The organism is Vallicoccus soli (genome assembly GCF_003594885.1).
GTDB classification, from domain to species: domain Bacteria; phylum Actinomycetota; class Actinomycetes; order Motilibacterales; family Motilibacteraceae; genus Vallicoccus; species Vallicoccus soli.
Map to the genome: position 1 here is coordinate 249,355 of NZ_QZEZ01000004.1, position 23,404 is coordinate 272,758.

Here is a 23,404-nt window from a genome sequence, read left to right on the forward strand (position 1 = left end):
CCCCGCCCGCCGGTCCCCGCGACCGGCGGGCGGCTGCGCCCTGCGGTCGGGGAGCGGGTCGAGGGGGTGCGGTGGGCCGGGTCGTGATGGTGACCGGGGTGTCCCGCCAGCTCGGCGGGCGCTTCGCCCGCGCCCTGCAGGACCGCCGGGCGCTGCCCGGCGGCGAGCGGGTGGACCGGGTCATCGGCGTCGACGTCGTCCCGCCGCAGCGCGACCTCGGCGCGACCGAGTTCGTCCGCGCCGACATCCGCAACCCGATCATCGCCCGGGTCATCGCCCGGGCCGAGGTCGACACGGTGGTCCACCTCGGGGTCATCGCCACGCCCCGCAGCGCGGGCGGGCGCTCCTCGATGAAGGAGATCAACGTCATCGGCACGATGCAGCTGCTCGCCGCGTGCCAGGGCGCGCCGTCGGTGCGCCGCCTCGTGGTCAAGAGCTCGGCGAGCGTCTACGGCTCCTCCGCCAAGGACCCCGCGCTCTTCACCGAGGACATGGAGCCGCGCGAGCTGCCGCGCTCGGGGTTCGCGAAGGACTCCACGGAGGTCGAGGGGTACGTCCGCGGCTTCGCCCGCCGCCGCGCCGACGTCGCGGTGAGCGTCCTGCGGCTGGCCAACGTGTGCGGCCCGGGCGTCGACACGGCCCTCACCGACTACCTCTCGATGCCGGTCGTGCCCATGCCGCTCGGCTTCGACGGCCGGCTGCAGCTGCTGCACGAGGACGACGCCCTCGAGGTGCTGCGCCGCTGCGCGCTCGGCCAGCACGCGGGCACCTTCAACGTCGCGGGGGAGGGCGTGCTGCTCATGTCGCAGGCGGTCCGCCGGGCCGGGCGCACCCCCGTGCACGTGCCGGCCGGGCTCGGAGGCAGCGTCGGCCAGCTCGCCCGCCGCGCCGGGTTCGCCGACGTCTCGCACGAGCAGATGGCCTTCCTCAGCCACGGCCGGGTGCTCGACTGCACCCGGGCCCGCGAGGAGCTCGGGTTCGTCCCGGCGCGCTCCACCGCGGCGACCTGGGACGACTTCTGCTCGGCCCGCGGGCTCGGCTCCTCGCCGCTGCTGGCGGCCGCCGGCCGCGCGGGCTCGGCGCTGGCCCGCGCCGCCGGGCTCGAGGGCGTCCTGCCCGGCCCCGCCCGGCAGGGGGGTGCCCGTGCCTGACGCCGAGGTCATCCCGCTCGACGACGGCGAGCGCCGCCGGCGGCGCAGCGCCGCGCGCGCGGCCGACGGCACCGTCCCGCCGCCGCACGCCCCCCAGCAGCCCCAGCAGCCCCAGCAGCCCCAGCAGCCGCAGGGGCTGCAGGAGCCGCTGGCCGACCTCGCAGCGCTCGTCGAGGGCGACCCCGCGGCGCCCGGCTGGGAGCGGCGGGTCGCCGCCGCGCTCGACTTCCTGCGCCGCCGGCTCGAGGGCGCGTACGAGGTCGACGACCTCGGCCACGACCCGGAGCTCACCGACGCGGTGCTGCTGGCCGCCCTGCGCCCGCTCTACGAGACGTGGTTCCGCGTCGACGTCGCGGGGCTCGAGCACGTCCCCGACGAGGGCGCCGCGCTCGTGGTCGCCAACCACAGCGGCACGATCGCGCTCGACGCCCTCATGACGCAGATCGCGCTGCTCGACCACCACCCGGCCCACCGCGCGCTGCGCATGCTCGCGGCCGACCTCGTGTTCACCACGCCGGTGCTCGGCGAGCTCGCCCGGCGCACCGGCGCGACGCTGGCGTGCATGGAGGACGCCGAGCGGCTGCTGCGCGGCGGCGAGCTGGTCGGGGTCTGGCCGGAGGGCTTCAAGGGGATCGGCAAGCCCTTCAGCGAGCGCTACAAGCTGCAGCGGTTCGGCCGCGGCGGCTTCGTGGCGGCGGCGCTGCGCACCCGCGCGCCGATCGTCCCGTGCTCGATCGTCGGGGCCGAGGAGACGTACCCGATCATCGGCAACCTGCGGACCCTCGCCCGACTGGCCGGGCTGCCGTACCTCCCGGTCACCCCGACCTTCCCCTGGCTCGGCCCGCTCGGCCTCGTCCCGCTGCCGTCGAAGTGGAAGATCGAGTTCGGCGCGCCGATCGCGACCGACGGCTACGCCGAGGGCGCCGCAGAGGACCCGATGCTCGTCTTCAACCTCACCGACCAGGTCCGCGAGACCATCCAGCACACCCTCTACACGCTGCTCATGCAGCGGCGCTCGGTGTTCTTCTGACGTGACGCACCCGCTCCTCGCGCTGTGGCGGTACGCCCGGCGCTACCGCCCCCGCATCCTGCTCGCTGCCCTGCTGACGACCCTCAACAAGGCCGCCGACGTCGCGCCGGAGCTGCTCATCGGCGTCGCCGTCGACGTCGTCGTGCGCGGCGGCGACTCGTTCGTGTCGAGCCTGCTCGGCGTCGAGTCGCGCTACGGCCAGCTCGTCGTCGTCGCGGCGGCCAACGCCCTGGCCTGGGTCGTGGAGTCGGTGACCGACTACGGCGCGAGCCTGCTCTGGCGCGGGCTCGCCCAGAGCGTCGAGCACGACGCGCGCCTCGACACGTACCGGCACGTCCAGGGCCTGGAGGTGTCCTGGTTCGAGGACACCTCCAGCGGCAGCGTCGTGTCGGTGCTCAACGACGACGTCAACCAGCTCGAGCGGTTCCTCGACGTCGGCGCCTCGGCGATCCTGCAGGTGTTCTGGAACATCGTGCTCGTGGGCGCGGTGTTCGCCGCGACCTCGCTGCAGCTGACGCTGCTCGCCTTCCTGCCGATCCCCGTCATCGTGCTGGGGTCGCTGGCCTACCAGCGGCGGCTCGAGCCGTACTACGCCCGCGTGCGCGCGGCCGCCGGCGAGCTCGCCGGCACGCTGACCGCCAACCTCGGCGGCATCACGACCATCAAGGCGTTCTCCTCCGAGGAGCGCGAGGCGGCGCGGGTCCACGCCGCCTCGGAGGAGTACCGGCTCGCCAACCGCGACGCCATCCGCTTCTCCTCGGCGTTCGTCCCCCTCATCCGCATGGCGATCCTCGTGGGGTTCACCGCCACGCTGCTGCTCGGCGGGAAGCTCGTGCTCGACGGCGACCTCGAGGTCGGCCTCTACTCCGTGCTCGTCTACATGACCCAGCGCCTGCTGTGGCCGCTCACCGAGCTCGGCGCGACGCTCGACCTCTACCAGCGCGCGATGGCCTCGACGCGGCGCATCTTCGGCCTGCTCGCGGTGGAGCCGGCGATCCGCCCCGGCACCCGCGAGCTGGCGGCCCCGGTCCGCGGGGAGCTGCGGATGCAGGGGGTGCGCTTCGGCTACGGCGACGGGCCCGACGTGCTGCGCGGGCTCGACCTGCACGTGCCGGCCGGGGAGACGCACGCCGTCGTGGGCGCGACCGGCGCGGGCAAGTCGACCCTCGTGCGCCTGCTGCTGCGCTTCCACGACGTGCGCGCCGGCACCGTCTCGGTCGACGGGCAGGACGTGCGCAGCCTGACCTACGGCTCCCTGCGCGGGGCGGTCGGCTACGTCGCGCAGGACGTGTTCCTCTTCCACGGCACGGTGCGGGACAACGTCGCGTACGGCCGCCCCGACGCGAGCGACGCCGAGGTGCGCCGCGCCGCGGAGCTGGCCGAGGCGGCCCCCTTCGTCGAGGCCCTGCCCGAGGGGTACGGCACCGTCGTCGGCGAGCGCGGCGTGAAGCTCTCCGGCGGTCAGCGCCAGCGGCTGTCGATCGCGCGCGCCGTCCTGCGCGACCCGGCGGTCCTCGTGCTCGACGAGGCGACCTCCGCGGTGGACAACGAGACCGAGGCGGCGATCCAGCGCTCGCTCGCGCACGTCGGCGAGGGCCGCACGGTGCTCGTCATCGCGCACCGGCTGTCCACGGTCCGCGACGCGGACCGCATCTGGGTGCTGGAGCACGGGCGGGTGGCCGAGTCCGGCACCCACGACGAGCTCGTGGGCGCCGGCGGGCTCTACGCGGCGCTGTGGCGGGTGCAGACCGGCGAGGCCGCGCACGAGGGCGACACGGCCGGGCGCCCGGCCTGACCCCCGGGCACCGGAGCCCGCCCCCGAACGTCCACGGAGTGGCGGAAGTCCGCCCGCCGCGGGCCCAAGTGCTTGCCCTGGAGGCCCGGGGACCGGGAGACTCCGAGCGGCATGCGACGGCGCGTGCAGGAAGGAGTGCAGCGCGTGCACATCGCTCGCCCGGAGACCCCGCTGCAGGCACGGCTGCTCCGGCTGCTGCGCGACCGCGGCCCCCAGGCCCGCGGCGGCCTCGCCGAGGTCGCCGACCTCTCGCGGACCCGGCTCGGCGCGGAGCTGGACCGCCTCGCCGTCGCGGGCCTGCTCGAGGTGCGCCGCTCCGACGCCGGCCGGCACTCCGCCACGGTCGACCTGCACCCCGACCTGCGCTTCCTCGGCGTGGACGTCGGGGCCACCTCCGTCGACGTCGGGGTCACCGACGGGCGGCTGCGCCTGCTGGGGCGGCGCGGGCGCGAGCTCGACGTGCGCGAGGGCCCCGCGGTGGTGCTCGACGCCGTCGTCGCCCTGTGGCGCGAGCTGCGCGCGGAGGGCCGCGCCGTGGAGCTGCACGGCGCCGGCATCGGGCTGCCCGGCCCGGTCGCGTCGGACGAGGGCGTGCCGGTCGCCCCGCCGCTCATGCCGGGCTGGGACCGCTACCCGGTGCGCGACCACCTCGTCCGCGCCCTGGGCTGCACGGTCGTCGTCGACAACGACGTGAACGTGCTCGCGCTCGGCGAGCACCACGCGGGAGCCGCCCGCGGCGTGGACGACGTGCTGTTCGTCAAGCTCGGCACCGGGGTGGGCGCGGCGGTCTTCCTCGGCGGGCGCCCCTACCGGGGCGCGACCGGCAGCGCGGGCGACGTGGGCCACCTCGGGCTCGACGACTCCGCCGAGCCCTGCCCCTGCGGCGCCCGCGGCTGCGTCGAGGCGGTGGTGAGCGGCGCCGCGCTGGCCCGCACCGCGACCGCGGCGGCCCGCTCAGGGGCGTCGCCGGTGCTGGCCCGCCGCCTCGCCGCGGCGGGCCGGGTCACCGCGCGCGACGTGGCCGCCGCCGCGACGGAGGCCGACCCCGAGGCGGTACGGCTCGTGCGCGAGAGCGGGCGGCGCGTCGGGCGGCTGCTCGCGACGCTGGTGAGCTTCGCGAACCCCGGGCTCGTGGTGCTCTGCGGGGGGATGACGGGGCTGGGGCACACCCTGCTCGCCGAGGTGCGGGCCGAGGTCTACCGCCGCTCGCCCCCGCTCGCGACCGGCGACCTGCCCATCGTGCTCTCCGAGCTGGGGACCGCGGCCGGCCTGGTGGGCGGGGCCCGCCTCGTCAGCGACCACCTCTTCGCCGCCTGAGCGCGGCGGCGCCGCCCGGGCCGACGGGGTGGACCGCCCCCGGCCCGGGTAGGGCGGCGGCGTGAAGATCGTCTGGAACAGCTTCAACGGGCGCTGGTCGGACAGCCCCCGCGCCGTGCACCGCGCCCTGCTGGAGCGCGGCGACCCGTACGAGCACGTGTGGCTGTGCGACGCGGAGCACGCCGGGTCCTTCCCGGCGGGCACGCAGCTGGTGCCGGTCGACGGCGACGCGGCGGTGGCGGCGCTCGAGGAGGCCGACGTGGTCGTCTCCAACAGCCACCTGGAGCTCGACTGGCGCAAGCGCGACGGGGCGACGTACGTGCAGACCTGGCACGGCACGCCCCTCAAGCGCATCCACGCCGACGTGCTCTGGGGCCCGCCGGGCCTGCTCGAGCACCTGTCCCTCGACGTCGACCGCTGGGACGTGCTGCTCTCGCCCAACGGCTTCAGCACCGCCACGTTCCGCCAGGCGTTCCGGTACGGCGGCGAGGTGCTGGAGACGGGCTACCCGCGCAACGACGTGCTCGTGACGGACGACGGCTCGACGCGGGCGCGGGTGCGCCGCGAGCTGGGGATCGAGGACGGGCGCACCGCCGTCCTCTACACCCCCACCTGGCGCGACGACGCCTTCTGGGAGGGCGGGCTCGACGCCGACCCGCTGGCGCTGGACGTGGAGCGGTTCACCCGCGAGCTCGGCGAGGACCACGTGCTGCTGCTGCGGCTGCACTACAAGCTCACCGGCCGGCTCCGGCGCATCGACCACCCGGCGGTGCTCGACGTGTCGTTCCACCCCGACATCGCCGAGCTCTACCTCGCCGCCGACGCCATGGTCACCGACTACTCCTCGACCATGTTCGACTTCGCGGTCACCGGCAAGCCGATGGCGTTCTACACGTACGACATGGACCGCTACCGCGACGAGCTGCGCGGCTTCTACTTCGACCTCGCCGCCGACCCGCCCGGACCGGTCGTGCCCACCACCGGCGAGCTCGTCGCGCGCCTGGCCGACCTGCCGGGGCTGCGCCGGGACCACGCGGCGGCGTACGAGCGCTTCCGGGCCCGGTTCTGCCACCTCGACGACGGGGGCGCCACCGAGCGCTTCGTCGAGAGGTTCTGGCCCCGCGGCGGCGGGGCGTGAGCGCCGCGACGGCGGGCATGGCGCAGGCGCACCGCGCGGCGCCCCGCCGCGCGGCGACCCGTCGTGAGGAGGCCCCGTGAGCAGCAGCACCCCGGTCCAGGTGGTCGTCCTCGCCGCCGGCATGGGCACCCGGCTCGGCCGGCCCCAGCCGAAGCCGCTGACCCGCCTCGACGACGGCCGCTCCATCCTGGGCCGCCAGCTCGACGCGCTGCGCGGCGCGCTCGGGGAGGACGTGCACGTCACGCTCGTCGTGGGCTTCATGGCCGACGACGTCCGGGCCGCGGCGCCCGGCACGTCGAGCGTGCTCAACCCCGCGTACGCCACGACGAACACCGCCCGCAGCCTGCTCCTCGCCCTGCGGGCCGTGCCCGAGGGCGGCGTGCTGTGGCTCAACGGCGACGTCGTCTTCGACCCGGCGCTGCTCGACGCGCTGCTCCCGCTGCTGCGGGCCGACGAGGGCTTCGTGTGCGTGGACACCTCCGCCACCGGCGAGGAGGAGGTGAAGTACACGCTCGACGCGGACGGGTGCGTGCGCGAGCTGTCCAAGCAGGTCGTGGGCGGCCTCGGCGAGGCGGTCGGGATCAACCACGTGGCGTCGCGGGACCGGGCGGCCCTCGTGGAGCACCTCGCCCGCTGCGGCGACCAGGACTACTTCGAGCGCGGCATGGAGACGGCGATCGCCGAGGCGGGCCTGCGCTTCCGCGCCGTGGACATCTCGCGCTGGGCGGCGGTCGAGGTCGACGTGGCGATCGACCTGGACCGGGCCAACCGCGACGTGGTGCGCGCGGCCGCCGGGAGCCGCTGAGGCCGCGGCCGCCCCCGCCGCCACCCCGCCGCCCACCCGCCGCCGGGCCCCCGGCCCGCGGCCCGACTACCCTCGGCGCATGGCCCGCCCGCTGCGCCGCAGCACCAGGCCGTCACGCGCCGTCGTCGCCGGTGCCGCGTCGGCGGCGGCCGCGCGGGTCGAGGACCGGCTGCGGGTGCCGCTCGACCCCGGGGCGGCGGCCTTCTTCGACGTCGACAACACCGTCGTCCGCGGCGCCTCGATCTTCCACCTCGCGCGCGGGCTCTACCGCCGCGACTTCTTCGACGCCCGCGACATCGCCCGCTTCGCGTGGACGCAGGCCAAGTTCCGGGCGCTCGGGCGCGAGGACGCCGAGGACATGGCCCAGGCGCGCGACGCGGCGCTGGGCTTCATCGAGGGCCGCAGCGTCGAGGAGCTCGCGCGCACGGCCCAGGAGGTCTTCGACGAGCTCATGGCGCACAAGGTGTGGCCGGGCACCCTCGCCCTCGCCCGCATGCACCTCGAGGCCGGGCAGCGCGTCTGGCTCGTCACCGCCACCCCGGTCGAGGTCGCCACGGTCATCGCCGACAGGCTCGGCCTCACCGGCGCGCTCGGCACCGTGGCCGAGCACCGCGACGGCGCCTACACCGGCCGGCTCGCCGGGGAGCCGCTGCACGGCCCGGCCAAGGCGGAGGCGGTCCGCGCGCTCGCCACCCGCGAGGGGCTGGACCTCGAGCGCTGCGCGGCGTACAGCGACTCCGCCAACGACATCCCCATGCTCTCGCTCGTCGGGCAGCCCTGCGCGATCAACCCCGACGCGGTGCTGCGGGCGCACGCGCGCTCCCAGGGCTGGCGGGTGCGCGACTACCGCACCGGCCGCCGAGCGGCCCGGATCGGCATCCCGACCGCCGCGGGCGCCGGCGCGGCCTGGGGCGCGGTCCACGCCGCCCTGCGCCGGCGCGCGGCCGGCTGAGGCAGGATCGTCCCGTGCGCTGGCCCAGCAGGCGCGCTCCCGCCGGGGTGCGCCACGACCCCTCGGGGCGCCCCCTGCGCGTCACCCTCGTGGGCAAGCCCGGCTGCCACCTCTGCGACGACGCCCGCGCCGTGGTGCAGCGGGTGGCCGGCGAGCTCGGGGTGGGCTGGGAGGAGCGGTCGGTCCTCGACGACGCCGCGCTGCACGAGGCGTACTGGGACCGCATCCCGGTGACCCTCGTCGACGGCCGGGTGCACGAGGTCTACCGGGTGGACCCGGAGCGGCTGCGCCGCGCGCTGCGGGGCTGACGCGCGCTTGTACCACGACCCCAGTGGGTGCCCGTCGTGAGGGGGGTCACACGCTCCCGCGCCGACTTTGTTCCCGCGTTCACGAGCGCCTAGGCTGGCGCGGCGACGGGCGGACCGAGCCCGTCGTCCCGACCCAGGAGCACCGTGACCGCACGCCGCAGCGAAGCGCCAGGCACCCGTGCCGGGGCGCGGGGGGCCCTGTCCGACGCGGCCGTCGCCCGGCTGCCGCTCTACCTGGCGGCCCTCACGGCGCTCGCGGCCGACGGGCGCACCACCGCCTCGAGCGAGGAGCTCGCGGCGGCGACCGGCGTCGGCGCCGCGGCCCTGCGCAAGGACCTGTCGCAGCTCGGCACGCACGGCACCCGCGGGGTCGGCTACGACGTGGAGCGCCTCGCCGCGCAGATCGCCGAGGAGCTCGGCACGAGCCGCGCGCGCTCGGTGGTCATCGTCGGCGTCGGGCGCCTCGGCCAGGCGCTGGCGGACTACGACGGCTTCGCCTCGCGCGGCTTCCGGGTCCGGGCGCTGCTCGACGCCGACCCCGCCCTCGCCGGGCACGAGGTGGCCGGGCTCGCCGTGCGCCCGGTCGACGAGCTCGAGGCCGCCGTCGCCGGGTGCACGCCGTGCATCGGGGTCATCGCCACGCCCGCCGCCGCGGCCCAGGGGGTCTGCGACCGGCTCGTCGCCGCCGGCGTGCGCAGCATCCTCACGTTCGCCCCGGTCGTGCTGGCCGTCCCCGAGGAGGTCGACGTGCGCCGGGTGGACCTGTCCCTGGAGCTGCAGGTGCTCGCGTTCCACGCCCAGCGCCGCCCCGGCGGCCTGCCCTCCCCGGCGCAGGCCCCGGCGCAGGCCCCGGCGCCCGCTGCCGCGGGGGTGACCGCGTGAGCGTGCTCGCCGTCGGGCTCTCGCACCGCACCGCGCCCGTCAGCGCCCTCGAGCGCGCCGCGCTCGACCCGGCCGCGGCCACCGCGCTCGCCGCCGCCCTCGTCGGCAGCGAGTTCGTCGGCGAGGCGTTCGTCCTGTCGACCTGCAACCGCATCGAGGTCTACGCCGACGTCGAGAAGTTCCACGGCGGCGTCGGCGCGGTCAGCGAGCGGCTGGCCGCCGCGACCGGGCTCGAGCTCGACGCCCTCATGCCGCACCTCTACGTGCACTACGAGGACCGCGCCGTCGAGCACCTGTTCCGCGTCGCCTGCGGCCTCGACTCGATGGTCGTCGGCGAGGGCCAGGTGCTCGGCCAGATCAAGCAGTCGCTGCGCCGCGCCCAGGACGCGGGGGCCGTCGGCCGCGTCCTCAACGAGCTCGTCCAGCACGCGCTGCGCGTCGGCAAGCGCGCGCACGCCGAGACCGCCATCGACCGCGCGGGCCAGTCGCTGGTCACCGTCGGCCTCGAGCTCGCCGAGCAGGCCCTCGGCGACCTGGCCGGGCGCCGGGCGCTCGTCGTCGGCGCCGGCTCGATGGCCGCGCTGTCCGCGGTGACCATGCACCGGCGCGGCTTCGGCGAGGTCGTCGTCCTCAACCGCACCCCGGAGAACGCCGAGCGGCTCGCCGCGACGGTCGAGGGCCGCTCCGGCGGGCTCGACGCCCTGCCGGCCGAGCTCGCGGCCGCCGACGTCGTCGTGTCGTGCACCGGCGCCATCGGCGCCGTCGTCGGCGCCGCGCAGGTGCGCGAGGCCCAGCGGGCGCGGGGCGGCGCGCCGCTCGTGCTGCTCGACCTCGCCCTGCCGCGCGACGTCGACGCCGCCGCGCGCGAGGTCGAGGGCGTGCGCCTCGTCGACCTCGAGCACCTCGCCGACGTGCTGCGGGGCACCAGCACCGCCGACGACCTCGACGCGGTGCGCGGCATCGTCGCCGACGAGGTCACGGCCTTCTGCGGCTGGCAGCGCGCGGCCAGCGTGGCCCCGACCGTGGTCGCGCTGCGCAGCATGGCCTCCGAGGTCGTCGACGCCGAGCTCAGCCGCCTCGCCGGGCGGGTGCCCGCGCTCGACGAGCGGGCCCGCGCCGAGGTCGCCCAGACGGTGCGCCGCGTGGTCGACAAGCTGCTGCACGCGCCGACGGTGCGGGTCAAGGAGCTGGCCGGCGAGCCGGGCGGGCACGCGTACGCCGACGCCCTGCGCCAGCTGTTCGACCTCGACCCTCGCACGGTCGAGGCCGTCCCGGGCACCGCCATCGCCGGCGACCTGCCCGACCCCGCGCGGGCCGGCGCATGAGCGCCCCCGCGCTGCGGCTCGGCACCCGGCGCAGCACCCTCGCGCTCACCCAGTCCCGGCACGTCGCCGACGCCCTCACCGCCGCCACCGGGCGCGCGGTCGAGCTCGTCGAGGTGACGACGCAGGGCGACGTGTCGCGCGCGCCCCTGGCGCAGATCGGCGGCACCGGCGTCTTCGTCAGCGCGCTGCGCGAGGCGCTGCTCGAGGAGCGGGTCGACCTCGCCGTCCACTCGCTCAAGGACCTGCCCACGGGGCCGGCCGACGGGCTGGCGCTGGCCGCCGTACCGCCCCGGGAGGACCCCCGTGACGTGCTCTGCGCGCGCGACGGGCTCACCCTCGGCGAGCTGCCCGCGGGCGCGCGCGTGGGCACCGGCTCGCCGCGGCGGGCCGCGCAGCTGCGGGGCCTCGGGCTCGGCCTCGAGGTCGTCGACGTGCGCGGCAACGTCGACACCCGCCTGCGGCTCGTGCACGACGGCGAGGTCGACGCCGTCGTCCTGGCCCGGGCCGGGCTCGCGCGCCTCGGCCGCCTCGACGAGGTCACCGAGGTGCTCGACCCGCTGCAGGTGCTGCCCGCGCCCGGGCAGGGCGCGCTGGCCGTCGAGTGCCGCGCCGACGACCGCACCACCCACGACCTGCTCGCCGTGCTCGACGACCCCGCCACCCGGGCCGCCGTCACCGCCGAGCGCACCCTCCTCGCCGCCCTCGAGGCCGGCTGCTCGGCGCCGGTCGGCGCCCACGCGGTCGTCGCCGAGGGCGACGAGGGTCCCGAGCTCTACCTCCGCGCCGTCGTCGCCAGCGTCGACGGCAGCGCGAGCGCGAGGTTGTCCGCCTACGGACGCCTCGACGACCCGGCCGGCCTGGGCTCCCGCCTCGCTGCCGACCTGCTCGCCGAGGGCGTCGCCGACCTGATGGGGGAGCGAGTCCCGTGACCCGCCCGACGAAGAAGACCACCACCCGCGAGTCGAAGGCGCCCGGGACCGTCGCGTTCGTGGGCGCCGGCCCCGGCGACCCCTCGCTGCTCACGCTGCGCGCCGCCGAGCTGCTCGGGCGCGCCGACGTCGTCGTCCTCGACGGCCGGCCCGCCGAGGCCCTGCTGGCGCACTGCCGCGAGGGCGTCGAGGTGGTCGACCCGGCGACCGGCGACGAGGGCGCGCCCCTCGCCGCGGCCGCGCGCACCAAGCTCGCCGCGCAGTCGGCCAAGGGCGGGCGCCGCGTCGTACGGCTGCTCGAGGGCGACCCCGCGCTCTTCGGCACCCTCGCCGAGGAGGCGGCGGCCTGCGCCCGCGCCGGGGTGCCCTTCGAGGTCGTGCCGGGCGTGAGCGCGGCCAGCGCGGTCCCGGCCTACGCCGGCATCCCCCTGTGCGACGGCAAGACGCGCGGCGTGCACGTCGCCGCGACCGCGCACGGCCCGGTCGACTGGGCCGCGCTCGCGGACAGCGCCTCCACCGCCGTCGTGCTGGCCGCGGCCGACGAGGTCGCCGACGTCGCCGCCGGGCTCATCGGTGCGGGCCGCTCGCCGCGCACCCCGGCCGCCGCCACGCGCGCCGGCACGACGGTCGCGCAGCAGACCGTCGTGTCCACGCTCGACTGCCTCGCCGACGACGTGAAGGTCGCCGGCCTCGACGAGCGCCTCGTCGTCGTCGTCGGGCCCGTGGTCGGCCTGCGCGAGAAGCTGTCGTGGTTCGAGACCAAGCCGCTCTTCGGCTGGCGGGTGCTCGTCCCGCGCACGAAGGAGCAGGCCGGCGCCCTCTCCGAGCAGCTCGTCGCCCACGGCGCGGTGCCCTCGGAGGTGCCGACCATCGCCGTCGAGCCGCCGCGCACCCCGCAGCAGATGGAGCGCGCGATCAAGGGGCTCGTGACGGGGCGCTACGAGTGGACCGCCTTCACCTCGCGCAACGCGGTCAAGGCCGTGCGGGAGAAGTTCGAGGAGTTCGGCCTCGACGCGCGCGCGTTCGCCGGGATCAAGGTGGCGGCCGTCGGCGAGCAGACCGCCGCCGACCTGCTCGCCTGGGGCATCAAGCCCGACCTCGTGCCCTCGGGGGAGCAGTCCGCGCGCGGGCTGCTCGAGGACTGGCCGGCGTACGACTCCGTCTTCGACCCCATCGACCGCGTCTTCCTGCCGCGCGCTGACATCGCCACCGAGACCCTCGTCGCCGGGCTCGTCGAGCTCGGCTGGGAGGTCGACGACGTCACGGCCTACCGCACCGTCCGCGCGGCCCCGCCGCCCGCCGACGTGCGCGAGGCCATCAAGGGCGGGGGCTTCGACGCGGTGCTCTTCACCTCGAGCAGCACCGTGCGCAACCTCGTCGGCATCGCCGGCAAGCCCCACCCGTCCACGGTCATCGCCTGCATCGGCCCCCAGACCGCCGCGACGGCGGAGGAGCACGGCCTGCGGGTCGACGTGCTCGCGGCCGAGCCGTCGGTGGCCGCGCTGGCGGCCGGCCTCGCCGAGTTCGGGCTCGCCGCCCGGGCCGCCGCGCTCGAGGCCGGCGAGCCGGTGCTGCGCCCGTCGCAGCGGCGCCCGGCCGCCCGGCGCAAGGCCACCTGATGGCGGGCTTCCCCGCGGTGCGCCCGCGCCGGCTGCGGCGCACGCCCGCGCTGCGCCGGCTCGTCGCCGAGACCCGGCTGCACCCGGCCGACCTCGTGCTGCCGGTGTTCGTGCGCGAGGGCGTGCGCGAGCCGGTGCCGGTCTCCTCGATGCCCGGCGTCGTGCAGCACACCCTCGACTCGCTGCGCGCGGCGGCGGTGGAGGCGGCCGAGGCGGGGGTCGGCGGGATCATGCTCTTCGGCGTCCCCGAGGAGAAGGACGCCCGCGGCTCGGCGGGCACCGACCCCGACGGGATCCTGCAGCAGGGCATCCGGGCCGTCGTCGAGGAGGTCGGCGACGCGACCGTCGTCATGAGCGACCTGTGCCTCGACGAGTTCACCGACCACGGGCACTGCGGCCTGCTGGCGCCCGACGGGTCCGTGGACAACGACGCCACCCTCGAGGTGTACGCCGAGATGGCCCGCGCGCAGGCCGACGCCGGCGTCCACGTGGTGGGGCCCAGCGGCATGATGGACGGCCAGGTCGGCGTCGTGCGCCGTGCGCTGGACGGCGCGGGGCACCAGGACGTGGCCGTCCTCGCCTACGCGGCGAAGTACGCGTCCGGCTTCTACGGCCCCTTCCGCGAGGCCGTGCAGTCCTCGCTGCAGGGCGACCGCAAGACCTACCAGCAGGACGCGGCCAACCTCACCGAGTCGCTGCGCGAGGTCGCGCTCGACGTCGCCGAGGGCGCCGACATGGTCATGGTCAAGCCCGCGTCGGCGTTCCTCGACGTGCTCCGGCGGGTCGCCGACAGCGTCGACGTGCCCGTCGCGGCGTACCAGGTGTCGGGGGAGTACTCCATGGTCGAGGCCGCCGCGGCCCACGGCTGGATCGACCGCGACCGCGTCGTGCACGAGACCCTCACCTCGATCCGCCGGGCGGGGGCGCAGGTCGTGCTCACGTACTGGGCGAGCGAGGTCGCCCGGGACCTGCGCCGGGCCTGACGGCTCAAGGCCGGCGCTCCGGGCGCCGACGCCCAGCGGGTGACCCCTCCCGCCGGACCCGCCCTGCGCCGCGCACTGGGCTCGTGGCGCCTGCTGGCCGCCCTGCTCGTCGTGGCGGCCGTCGCCCTCGGGCTCCTCGCGCACGCCCTCGGCCGGTCCGAGCGCGAGCGGACCGAGGCGCACCTGGTCGAGACCGCCGCGCTCGTCGAGGACATCGCGCTCTCGGGGCACCTGCACGGCGGCGCGCTCGCGCCGGGCGCGGCCGCGCAGGTGCGCGCCGACGCCGAGCGGCTCGTGCGCCAGGGGACCCTCGTCGGCCTGCAGCTGTGGACCGCCGACGGGACTGCCGTCCTGTCCGACGCGAGGGACCCCGACCCGCCGAGCGCCGAGGAGCTCGCCCACTTCGCGGCCGTGCTGGCGGGGCAGCCGCGCGTGGAGTTCGAGCACGACGAGGGGCGGGAGCGGGCCAGCGCGACCGTGCTGCTGCAGCCCCACGACCGCGCGGGGCGCCCCAGCGGGCTCGTCGCCGAGGTCCTGCTGCCGCAGGACGACGTGGTGGAGCGCATGGCCGCCCTCACCACGCGCCTCTACGTCGCCGCGGTCGGCGTCGTGCTCGGGCTCCTGGTCCTGCTCGTGGCCGCCCGCCGGCGGGTGGCGCGCCGGGAGCACGAGGCCCTGCACGACGCCCTGACCGGCCTCGGCAACCGGGTCATGCTGCACCAGCACGGGGGCGCGCTGCTCGAGCGCCGGCGGGCCCAGCCCGCCCGCGGCGCGCTGGCCCTGCTCCTGCTCGACCTCGACGGCTTCAAGGACGTCAACGACACGCTCGGGCACGCGGTCGGCGACCAGCTGCTCGTCGAGGTGGGCGCGACGCTGGTCGCCAGCGTGCGCCCCGACGACCTCGTGGTCCGCCTCGGCGGCGACGAGTTCGCGGTGCTGGTCGCCGGGCTGCGCGGCGACGACCCGGCCGCGGCGGCGCTGCGCGTGGGCCGGGGGGTGGCCGACGCGCTCGCGCGGCCGTACTCGGTCGGCGGGGTGAGCCTCGAGGTGGGGGCCAGCGTGGGGGTGGTGGTGGCGCCGCTGCACGGCGACGACCTCGACCTGCTGCTGCGCCGCGCGGACGTGGCGATGTACCAGGTCAAGCGGGACGGCGGCGGGGCCCGGCTCTACGACGAGGCCAGCGACCCGCACGACGAGGCCCAGCTCGGGCTGCTGGCGCAGCTGCGCGTCGGCATCGAGCAGGGCCAGCTGCTGCTGGACTACCAGCCCAAGGTGGAGCTGCGGACCGGGGTGACGGTCGGCTTCGAGGCGCTGGTGCGCTGGGAGCACCCCACCCGCGGCCGGCTCGGCCCGGACGTGTTCATCCCGCTCGCGGAGCGGACCGCGCTCATGCGCCCGCTCACCGCGTGGGTGCTGCGCGAGGCCGCGCGCGAGTGCGCCCGCTGGCGCAGCGAGGGCCGCGACCTCTCCGTGGCGGTCAACATCACCCCGCGCACGCTGCTCGAGCCCGACCTCGCCGGGCAGGTCGCGCGGCTGCTGGCCGACGCCGGCCTGCCGGGCGAGGCGCTCGAGCTGGAGATCACCGAGACCGCGGTCATGGTGGACCCGGTGCGCGCGGCGCAGACGCTGCGCGAGCTGCGCGCGATCGGCGTCGGCGTCGCGATCGACGACTTCGGCGCCGGCTACACCTCGCTGTCGTACCTGAAGTCGCTGCCGGTCCGCAGCCTGAAGATCGACCGCGGCTTCGTCACCCACCTCGTGGACAACCGGGAGGACGAGGCGGTGGCCCGCTCCGTCGTCGCCCTGGGCCACGACCTCGGGCTGACCGTGGTGGCGGAGGGCGTGGAGACGGAGGAGGCGCAGGCGCGGCTGCGCGAGCTGGGGTGCGACGAGGTGCAGGGGTACCTGCTCGCCCGCCCCCTCCCGTCCGCGGAGGTGGACGCCTGGCTGCAGCGCACCGGCCCCGGGGCGACGACGGGCGCGCGGCCGGCCTGAGCGCCGCCGCTCAGCGCTGCCAGCGGCCGCGGCGCACGCCGCCGTTGCCCACCACCGCGGCGACCGGCGGCAGCACCGCGGCGACGGCGCAGGCCGCGACCCGCAGCGCGGTCGGGGCGGGCACGAAGAAGCCGAAGGCGACGAGCAGCAGGCACGGCACCATGACCGCGAAGTAGCGGCGCCGGCGGACCTCCAGGTCGCGCCGGCGGGCCTCCTCGTCGGTGGGCGTGACGATGTCGTGCGCCTCGTCGTCGTCGTGCACCCCGCCAGTCTGCGCCGCGGTGCGGGTGCGGGTGCGGGTGCGGGGCCGGCGGCGTGCCGGGGTGCGGCAGGGCCGGTGCGACGCCCGCGTGTGCGAGGGTGCTGGGCATGATCCGCGGACCGGTCGCCTGACGTGGGCGTCGTCGACTACGTGGTCGACAACGCCGACCGCATGCTCGAGCTCGGGCGGGAGCACCTCCTGCTCGTCCTCACCGCGCTCGCCGTCGGCACGGTCCTCGGCGTCGCGCTGGGGCTGCTGACCTACCGCCGGCCCGCGCTGAGCGCGGCGGTCGTGCGGGTCGAGGGCCTCCTGCTCGTCGTCCCCTCGCTGGCCATGTACGCGCTCCTGGTGCCGGTCCTCGGCATCGGCGAGCGCTCCGTCGTCGTCGCGCTGACCCTCTACAGCCTCCTGGCGATCACCCGGAACACGGTCGTCGGGCTGCGCGGGGTGGACCCCGCGGTCGTCGAGTCCGCGCGGGGCACCGGCATGGGCCGGGCCCGGACGCTGCTGCGCGTCGAGCTGCCGCTCGCCTGGCCGGTCCTGCTCACCGGCGTGCGGGTGTCCGCCGTCCTGCTCGTGAGCATCGCCGCGCTGGCGAGCATCGTCGGCGGCGGCGGCTACGGGGAGCTGATCTTCGCCGCGCTGCGGGTCATCACCGGCCCGAACGCCCTGGACCTCGTGCTCGCGGGGACCCTGGGCACGGTCGCCGTCGGGCTGCTGCTCGACGCCGCCTTCCTGCTCCTGACCCGCCTGACGACCCCGAGGGGGCTGCGATGACCGAGCCGATGATCCGGCTCGAGGGCCTGACCAAGCGCTACCCCGGCCAGGAGCACCCCGCCGTGGAGGCGCTCGACCTCGACGTGCCCGCGGGGGAGATCGTGATCCTCGTCGGGCCCTCCGGCTGCGGGAAGACGACGACGATGAAGATGGTCAACCGGATCATCGAGCCGACGGCGGGGCGCATCCTGCTCGAGGGCGAGGACGTCACCCGCGTCGACCCGGACCGGCTGCGCCGGCGGATCGGCTACGTCATCCAGCAGGTCGGGCTGTTCCCGCACATGACGATCGCGCAGAACGTCGCCACGGTCCCGCGCCTGCTCGGGTGGCCGAGGCAGCGGGTGGCCGCGCGCACCGACGAGCTGCTCGAGCTGGTGGGCCTGGACCCGGCGGCGTACCGCGACCGCTACCCGAAGGCGCTCTCCGGCGGGCAGCGCCAGCGGGTCGGCGTCGCGCGCGCGCTGGCCGCGGACCCGCCCGTCATGCTCATGGACGAGCCGTTCGGCGCGCTCGACCCGATCAGCCGCGAGCGCCTGCAGAACGAGTTCCTGCGGCTGCAGGAGGAGATCCGCAAGACCATCGTCTTCGTCACGCACGACATCGACGAGGCGATCAAGATGGGCGACCGGATCGCGATCCTGCGCGAGCGCTCGGTCGTGGCGCAGTACGACACCCCCGAGAACGTCCTCTCCGCGCCCGCCGACGACTTCGTGCGCGAGTTCATCGGCAGCGGCGCGAGCCTCAAGCGCCTGGGCCTGGCCCGGGTCCGCGACTTCGCCCTCGCCGACCGGCCGGTCGCGCTGATGGCCGAGGGCCCGGCGGCGGCGCTCGCCGTCCTGCAGCGCTCGGGCGCCGACGCGGTCCTGCTGCTCGACGACGAGCGCCGGCCGCGGCGCTGGGCCGGGGCGCGCGACCTCGCCCGCGCGGCCGACGACCCGGCGGGCGGCGCCCGGGCGCTGGAGCGCGTGGGGATGGAGGTCCGCGCCGTGGTGGAGCCGCAGGCCACCCTCGCCGGCGCCCTCGACGCGATGCTCACCAGCCGGGTCGGCGGCGTCGTCGTGGTCGACCCGCGCGGCGCCTACCTCGGCGCGGTGGACATGAGCGTGATCATGGCCGCCGCCGAGACGATGCGCGCCGCCGCGCGCCAGGCGGCAGGCGGCGACGGCGCCGGGGACGGGCCCGGCGCCCGTACCGCCGAGGGGGCCCGGTGACCGCCCAGGCCGTCGAGCCGCTGCCGGGCGGGGCCGCGCCGGGGCGCCCCGACGGCGCGGGCGGCCCGCAGGGGCGCGCCCGCCGCGCGCTGCGCTACGCCGGGCTGCCCGTCGTGCTGCTGCTCGTCCTCGCGGCGGTCTGGGTGTGGATCGCGACCGCCGACCTCGACAGCATCGAGGAGCGGCTGCTCGAGCCGGCGGTGCTGCGCGAGCAGCTGGCGCGCCACCTCGAGCTCGTCGGGGTCTCGACGGTGCTCGTGGTCGCGGTGGCGCTGCCCCTGGGGGTCCTCGCGACGCGGCCCGCCGCGCGGCGGGTCGCCCCGCTCGTCGTGGGCTTCGCCAACGCGGCGCAGACCGTGCCCTCGTTCGGCGTCCTCGTGCTCATCGCGGTCGCCCTCGGGCAGATCGGCTTCTGGCCCTCGATCGCGGCGCTCGTGCTCTACGCGTTCCTGCCCGTGCTGCGCAACACGATGGTCGGCCTCACCCAGGTCGACCCCGCGGTCGTGGAGTCCGCCCGCGGCATGGGGATGTCGCCGCTCACGGTGCTGCGCCGCATCGAGCTGCCGCTCGCGGTGCCCGTGATCATCGCCGGGATCCGCACGGCGGCCGTCATCAACGTGGGCACGGCCACCATCGCCGCGCTCGTGAACGCGGGCGGCCTGGGCCAGACGATCTACCAGGGCCTGACGCTCGGACGCGCCTCCGCCCAGGTGGTCGGCGCGGTCCTGGCCGGCGTGCTGGCCCTGCTCGTCGACCACGTCCTCGACGTCACGGAGGAGCTCGTACGGCCCCGCGGCCTCTGACCGGCCCCCGCGTCCCGCTCCCGCCCCGCTCCCGCCCGCCAGCCGCCGACCCTCCAGGAGGCACCCATGACCGCTCCCGCACCCGTCCGACGACGGGCCCTGGCCCTCGCCGCGTCCGCCGCCACCGCGCTCGCCCTGTCCGCCTGCGGCGGGGACTCCGGCGGGGGCGGCGGCGAGGCCTCCGAGGACAGCGTCGCCGCCGGCGTCGACCTCGAGGGCGTGAGCATCGCCGTCGGGTCCAAGGAGTTCACCGAGCAGCTCGTGCTCGGGCAGATCGCCGTGCAGGCGCTGCAGGCCGCCGGCGCGGACGTCGAGGACCGCACCAACCTCACCGGCACCTCCACCGTGCGCTCCGCGCTCACCGGGGGCGACATCGACGCGTACTACGAGTACACCGGGACCGGCTGGATCACGATCCTCGGCAACGACGCCCCGGTCGCCGGCTCCGACGAGCAGTTCCAGGCCGTCAAGGAGGCCGACGCCGCCAACGGCATCACGTGGTTCGCGCAGGCCGAGGCCAACAACACCTTCGCCATCGCGGCCAACCAGGAGGCGGTCGACGCGACCGGCGTGGCGACCCTCAGCGACTACGCCAGGGTCGCCCAGGAGGACCCCGCCGCGGCGACCCTCTGCTCGAGCCCGGAGTTCATCACCCGCGACGACGGCCTGCCCGGCGTCGAGCGGGCGTACGGCTTCGACCTGCCCGCCGACCGGGTCGTGCAGCTCGAGCCGTCGCTGGTGTACCAGCAGGTCGGCCAGGGCGAGCAGTGCGACTTCGCCGTCGTCTTCGCCACCGACGGCCAGGTCGCGGGCCAGGACCTGACCGTGCTGGAGGACGACGAGGGCTTCTTCCCGCCGTACAACATCGCGATGACGATGCGCGAGGAGGCGTACCAGGCCCACGCCGACGCGTACGAGGAGCTGTTCGGCGCGGTCTCCGAGCAGCTCACCGACGAGCGCCTCACCGAGCTCAACGCCCGGGTCGACGTGGAGGGCGAGGCCCCGGAGGACGTCGCCGAGGAGTTCCTCACCGACGCGGGCATCGTCTGACGGGCCCTACGGTGGCGGGCGTGAGCGCACCGACCACCGCCGCCGCCGTGGTCGACACCGCCGTCGCCCACGGCGTCGAGGTCGTGCTCGGGGTGCCGGGGACGCACAACCTCGAGCTCTACCGGCACGTGCAGCGCCACGTCGCGGCCGGCCGGCTGCGGCACGTCGTCCCCCGGCACGAGCAGGGGGCGGGCTACGCGGCGGACGGCTGGGCCCGCGCCACCGGCCGCCCGGCGATGGTGCTCACGACGAGCGGGCCGGGCCTGCTCAACGCGCTGACCGCCGCCGCGACCTCGTACGCCGACTCGGTGCCGGCCCTCTACGTCTCGCCGGGGGTGCCGCGGGGCGAGGAGGGGCGCGACCTGGGCACGCTCCACGAGACCCGGGACGCCTCGGGCGCGGTGGGGCGCCTGCTCGCCGCCAGCACCCGCGCCGACGGCCCCGCGACCGCGGCCGCGGCGGTGGCGCGCGCCCTGGCGCCGGGCGGGCGGCGCCGCCCGCGGCACGTCGAGGTCCCGCTCGACGTGATGGAGCTCCCCTGGGACGGCGCGGTGCCCGCCCGGGTCCCGTACGAGCCGCCCGTCCCGGCGCCGGACGCGCTCGCCCGGGCCGCCGCGCTGCTGCGCGGGGACGTCGTCGTCCTCGCCGGCGGCGGCGCGCTCGACGCGGGCGGGCCGCTGCGGGCCGTGGCCGAGGCCCTCGACGCGCCGGTGCTCACCACGACGGCGGCCAAGGGGCTGCTCGACGAGGACCACCCCTTGGCGGTGGGGGCCCACGTGCGGCTGCGCGCGGCGCAGGAGGCGCTGGCCGCGGCGGACGCGGTGCTCGTCGTCGGCAGCGAGCTCGGCGACAGCGACCTCTGGGGCGGAGCGGTCGTCCCGCGCGCCGCGGTGCGGGTCGACGTCGAGGAGGGGCAGCTCGACAAGAACCTCGCCGCGGGGGAGCTCGCGGCCCTGCACGGCGACGCCGGCGCGACCCTCGCGGCGCTGCTGCCGCTGCTCGCGCCGCGGCGCCGGGGCGGCGCGGACCGGGCGGCGGCGCTGCGGGCGCGCTGCCGGGCGGAGGCTTTGCGCGACGCCGGGCCGGGCGCCGAGCTCGCCGAGGCCGTCGGGCGCGTGCTGCCGGGCGACGCGGTGCTGGCGGGGGACAGCTCGCAGGTCGCCTACTACGGCGCCGTGCACTTCACCCGGCGCGACCGCCCGCGCAGGTTCTGCTACTGCCCGGGCTTCGCCACGCTCGGGTACGCGCTCCCGGCCGCCGTCGGCGCCGCCCTCGCGCTCCCGGGCGCGCCGGCCGTGGCGCTGGTGGGCGACGGGGCGCTCATGTTCAGCGTGCAGGAGCTCATGACCGCGGTCGAGCAGCGCCTGCCCGTGGTCACCGTCGTGGTGGACAACGGCGGGTTCCGCGAGATCCGCGACGGCATGCTCGCGCGCGGCATCCCGCCGCTGGCCGTCGACCTCGAGCGGCCCGACCTCGTCGCCCTCGCGCGCGCCTTCGGCGCCGACGCCGAGCCGGTGCCGGCGGGCGGGCTCGAGGACGCGCTCGCCCGCGCCCTGCAGCGCTCCCTGGAGCGGCGCCGCCCCGGCGTCCTCGTCGTCGACCTCACTTGAGAGCGGAGGGTCCCGTGGACATCGCCGTCATCGTCGTCTACCTGCTCGCCATGGTCGCCGTCGGCTGGCTCGGCAAGCGCCGCGCCACCGACCAGGACGGCTACCTCGTGGCGGGTCGGCGCCTGGGCCCCGGCATGTACGCCGGCACCCTCGCCGCCCTCGTCCTCGGCGGCGCCTCGACGATCGGCGGGGTCGGCCTCGGCTACCAGTACGGCGTCTCCGGCATGTGGCTGGTCGTCGCGATCGGCTGCGGCGTCCTCGTGCTGAGCCTCGCCTTCGCCGGGCGCATCCAGCGGCTGCGGGTCTACACCGTGTCGCAGGTCCTGGAGCTGCGGTACGGCCCCGGCGCCACCCTGCTCTCCGCGGTCGTCATGGCGGCGTACACGTTCATGCTCACCGTCACCTCGACGATCGCCTACGCCACGGTCTTCGGCGTCCTGCTCGACCTGGGGACGGTGCCGTCGGTGCTGCTCGGCGGCGGCATCGTCGTCGCGTACTCCGCGCTCGGCGGCATGTGGTCGGTGACGCTCACCGACGTGGTGCAGTTCGCCGTGCAGACGGTCGGCGTCCTGCTCGTCCTGCTGCCGGTGGTCCTCGTGCGGGCCGACGGCACCGCCGGCATCCGCGACGCGCTGGGCGACGACGGGCTCGACCTCACCGCGATCGGCGGCGGCACGATCGTCACGTACTTCGTCGTCTACTTCTTCGGCATCCTCATCGGCCAGGACATCTGGCAGCGGGTCTTCACGGCCCGCAGCGCGGGGGTGGCCCGCGGCGCCGGCGCCGCGGCCGGCGCCTACTGCATCGCGTACGGCGTCGCGGGCGCCCTCATCGGCGCGGGCGCGGCGGCCCTCGTGCCCGGCCTCGCCGACCCCGACGACGCCTTCGTGGAGGTGGCGCAGGAGGCGCTGCCGGTGGGGCTGACCGGCCTGGTGCTCGCCGCGGCCCTCGCCGCGATCATGTCGACGGCGAGCGGCGCGCTGATGGCCACCGCGACGGTCGTGCGGCAGGACCTCGTGGGCGGGCTGCGCGGCCGCCGGGCGGCGCGCGCCGAGGGGGACGAGGTGCAGGAGAACCGCCTCTACGTCATCGGGTTCGGCCTGCTCGTCGTCGCCGTCGCCTGCGTGCTCGACGACGTCGTCGCCGCCCTCACCGTCGCGTACGACATCCTCGTCGGCGGCCTGCTCGTCCCCATCCTCGGTGGCCTGCTCTGGCGGCGGGGCACGGTCTCCGGCGCGCTGGCCGCCATGGGCGCGGGCACCGGCGTGACGCTGGCGACGATGGCGGTCCTCGGCGACGTCTACGCCAACGAGCCGGTCTACTACGGGCTCGGCGCCGGCCTCGTGGCGTTCGTCGCGGTCAGCCTCGCCACCCGGCCCACCGACCCGGCGGTGGCCCGGGCCTGGGCGGAGCGGACCGCCGCGCGCGCGGGGTGAGGGGGTCCACAGCCCGCGGGGGAGCA

General features: G+C 76.9%; 21 protein-coding genes. 20 read left to right on the forward strand and 1 reads right to left on the reverse strand.

Translation table 11 applies throughout. From position 1 onward, the window contains the following. The first annotated feature begins 71 nt into the window (after positions 1 to 71). The 14 genes from D5H78_RS11050 to D5H78_RS11115 all read left to right on the forward strand — a co-directional run bounded on the left by D5H78_RS11050 (position 72) and on the right by D5H78_RS11115 (position 16,229). Positions 72 to 1,151 (forward strand): NAD-dependent epimerase/dehydratase family protein, encoded by a 1,080-nt coding sequence (locus D5H78_RS11050; RefSeq protein WP_119950503.1) that lies wholly within the window; start codon positions 72 to 74, stop codon positions 1,149 to 1,151. Beyond that, positions 1,144 to 2,181, forward strand: a complete 1,038-nt coding sequence (locus tag D5H78_RS11055) for a lysophospholipid acyltransferase family protein (protein WP_119950591.1) — start codon at positions 1,144 to 1,146, stop codon at positions 2,179 to 2,181. Before D5H78_RS11050 ends, D5H78_RS11055 begins: the two co-directional genes overlap by 8 nt. Position 2,182: 1 nt before the next feature. Continuing rightward, positions 2,183 to 3,976, forward strand: coding sequence for an ABC transporter ATP-binding protein (locus D5H78_RS11060; protein ID WP_119950504.1), 1,794 nt, complete (start codon positions 2,183 to 2,185; stop codon positions 3,974 to 3,976). Between the two features lie 111 nt (positions 3,977 to 4,087). After that, positions 4,088 to 5,293 (forward strand): ROK family protein, encoded by a 1,206-nt coding sequence (locus tag D5H78_RS11065; protein WP_119950505.1) that lies wholly within the window; start codon positions 4,088 to 4,090, stop codon positions 5,291 to 5,293. A 61-nt stretch (positions 5,294 to 5,354) separates the two neighbouring features. Beyond that, on the forward strand, positions 5,355 to 6,431 hold the full coding sequence (locus D5H78_RS11070) for a CDP-glycerol glycerophosphotransferase family protein (RefSeq protein WP_119950506.1): 1,077 nt from the start codon (positions 5,355 to 5,357) through the stop codon (positions 6,429 to 6,431). A 76-nt stretch (positions 6,432 to 6,507) separates the two neighbouring features. After that, positions 6,508 to 7,236 carry a phosphocholine cytidylyltransferase family protein gene (locus D5H78_RS11075; RefSeq protein WP_218566503.1) on the forward strand — a complete coding sequence of 243 codons (729 nt, stop codon included), beginning with the start codon at positions 6,508 to 6,510 and terminating at the stop codon, positions 7,234 to 7,236. 79 nt (positions 7,237 to 7,315) lie between these two features. Then, complete coding sequence (locus D5H78_RS11080) at positions 7,316 to 8,188, forward strand: HAD family hydrolase (protein ID WP_119950507.1); 873 nt, start codon at positions 7,316 to 7,318, stop codon at positions 8,186 to 8,188. Between the two features lie 47 nt (positions 8,189 to 8,235). Continuing rightward, positions 8,236 to 8,496, forward strand: coding sequence for a glutaredoxin family protein (locus D5H78_RS11085; RefSeq protein ID WP_119950593.1), 261 nt, complete (start codon positions 8,236 to 8,238; stop codon positions 8,494 to 8,496). A 144-nt stretch (positions 8,497 to 8,640) separates the two neighbouring features. Next, the gene (locus D5H78_RS11090) at positions 8,641 to 9,378 is read left to right on the forward strand and encodes a redox-sensing transcriptional repressor Rex (protein ID WP_119950508.1); all 738 of its coding nucleotides are present in this window, start codon (positions 8,641 to 8,643) and stop codon (positions 9,376 to 9,378) included. Then, a complete protein-coding gene (locus D5H78_RS11095) occupies positions 9,375 to 10,703 on the forward strand; it encodes a glutamyl-tRNA reductase (RefSeq protein ID WP_119950509.1) in 1,329 nt (442 codons plus the stop codon). Before D5H78_RS11090 ends, D5H78_RS11095 begins: the two co-directional genes overlap by 4 nt. Continuing rightward, positions 10,700 to 11,632, forward strand: a complete 933-nt coding sequence (hemC, locus tag D5H78_RS11100) for a hydroxymethylbilane synthase (RefSeq protein WP_119950510.1) — start codon at positions 10,700 to 10,702, stop codon at positions 11,630 to 11,632. The genes D5H78_RS11095 and hemC overlap by 4 nt, the downstream gene beginning before the upstream one ends. Beyond that, the gene (locus tag D5H78_RS11105; RefSeq protein WP_218566505.1) at positions 11,629 to 13,251 is read left to right on the forward strand and encodes a bifunctional uroporphyrinogen-III C-methyltransferase/uroporphyrinogen-III synthase; all 1,623 of its coding nucleotides are present in this window, start codon (positions 11,629 to 11,631) and stop codon (positions 13,249 to 13,251) included. Before hemC ends, D5H78_RS11105 begins: the two co-directional genes overlap by 4 nt. Then, a complete protein-coding gene (hemB, locus tag D5H78_RS11110) occupies positions 13,251 to 14,234 on the forward strand; it encodes a porphobilinogen synthase (RefSeq protein WP_119950511.1) in 984 nt (327 codons plus the stop codon). Before D5H78_RS11105 ends, hemB begins: the two co-directional genes overlap by 1 nt. Positions 14,235 to 14,273: 39 nt before the next feature. Then, positions 14,274 to 16,229 carry a putative bifunctional diguanylate cyclase/phosphodiesterase gene (locus D5H78_RS11115; protein ID WP_119950512.1) on the forward strand — a complete coding sequence of 652 codons (1,956 nt, stop codon included), beginning with the start codon at positions 14,274 to 14,276 and terminating at the stop codon, positions 16,227 to 16,229. A 10-nt stretch (positions 16,230 to 16,239) separates the two neighbouring features. On the opposite strand, the gene D5H78_RS11120 is transcribed toward D5H78_RS11115, so the two are convergent. Beyond that, on the reverse strand, positions 16,240 to 16,491 hold the full coding sequence (locus D5H78_RS11120) for a DUF3099 domain-containing protein (protein WP_218566506.1): 252 nt from the start codon (positions 16,489 to 16,491) through the stop codon (positions 16,240 to 16,242). Positions 16,492 to 16,623: 132 nt separating this feature from the next. Here D5H78_RS11120 and D5H78_RS11125 point away from each other — a divergent pair, with 132 nt between their 5' ends. From D5H78_RS11125 to D5H78_RS11150, 6 genes are all read left to right on the forward strand, one after another. Continuing rightward, a complete protein-coding gene (locus D5H78_RS11125; RefSeq protein ID WP_119950513.1) occupies positions 16,624 to 17,268 on the forward strand; it encodes an ABC transporter permease in 645 nt (214 codons plus the stop codon). Then, positions 17,265 to 18,479 (forward strand): betaine/proline/choline family ABC transporter ATP-binding protein, encoded by a 1,215-nt coding sequence (locus D5H78_RS11130; RefSeq protein ID WP_119950514.1) that lies wholly within the window; start codon positions 17,265 to 17,267, stop codon positions 18,477 to 18,479. The genes D5H78_RS11125 and D5H78_RS11130 overlap by 4 nt, the downstream gene beginning before the upstream one ends. Further along, positions 18,476 to 19,282 (forward strand): ABC transporter permease, encoded by an 807-nt coding sequence (locus D5H78_RS11135; RefSeq protein ID WP_119950515.1) that lies wholly within the window; start codon positions 18,476 to 18,478, stop codon positions 19,280 to 19,282. The genes D5H78_RS11130 and D5H78_RS11135 overlap by 4 nt, the downstream gene beginning before the upstream one ends. 66 nt (positions 19,283 to 19,348) lie before the next feature. Continuing rightward, positions 19,349 to 20,332, forward strand: coding sequence for a glycine betaine ABC transporter substrate-binding protein (locus D5H78_RS11140; RefSeq protein ID WP_119950516.1), 984 nt, complete (start codon positions 19,349 to 19,351; stop codon positions 20,330 to 20,332). Positions 20,333 to 20,352: 20 nt separating this feature from the next. Further along, positions 20,353 to 21,942, forward strand: a complete 1,590-nt coding sequence (locus D5H78_RS11145) for a thiamine pyrophosphate-binding protein (protein WP_165865705.1) — start codon at positions 20,353 to 20,355, stop codon at positions 21,940 to 21,942. A 14-nt stretch (positions 21,943 to 21,956) separates the two neighbouring features. Then, a complete protein-coding gene (locus tag D5H78_RS11150) occupies positions 21,957 to 23,378 on the forward strand; it encodes a sodium:solute symporter family protein (protein ID WP_119950518.1) in 1,422 nt (473 codons plus the stop codon). Positions 23,379 to 23,404 lie beyond the last annotated feature (26 nt).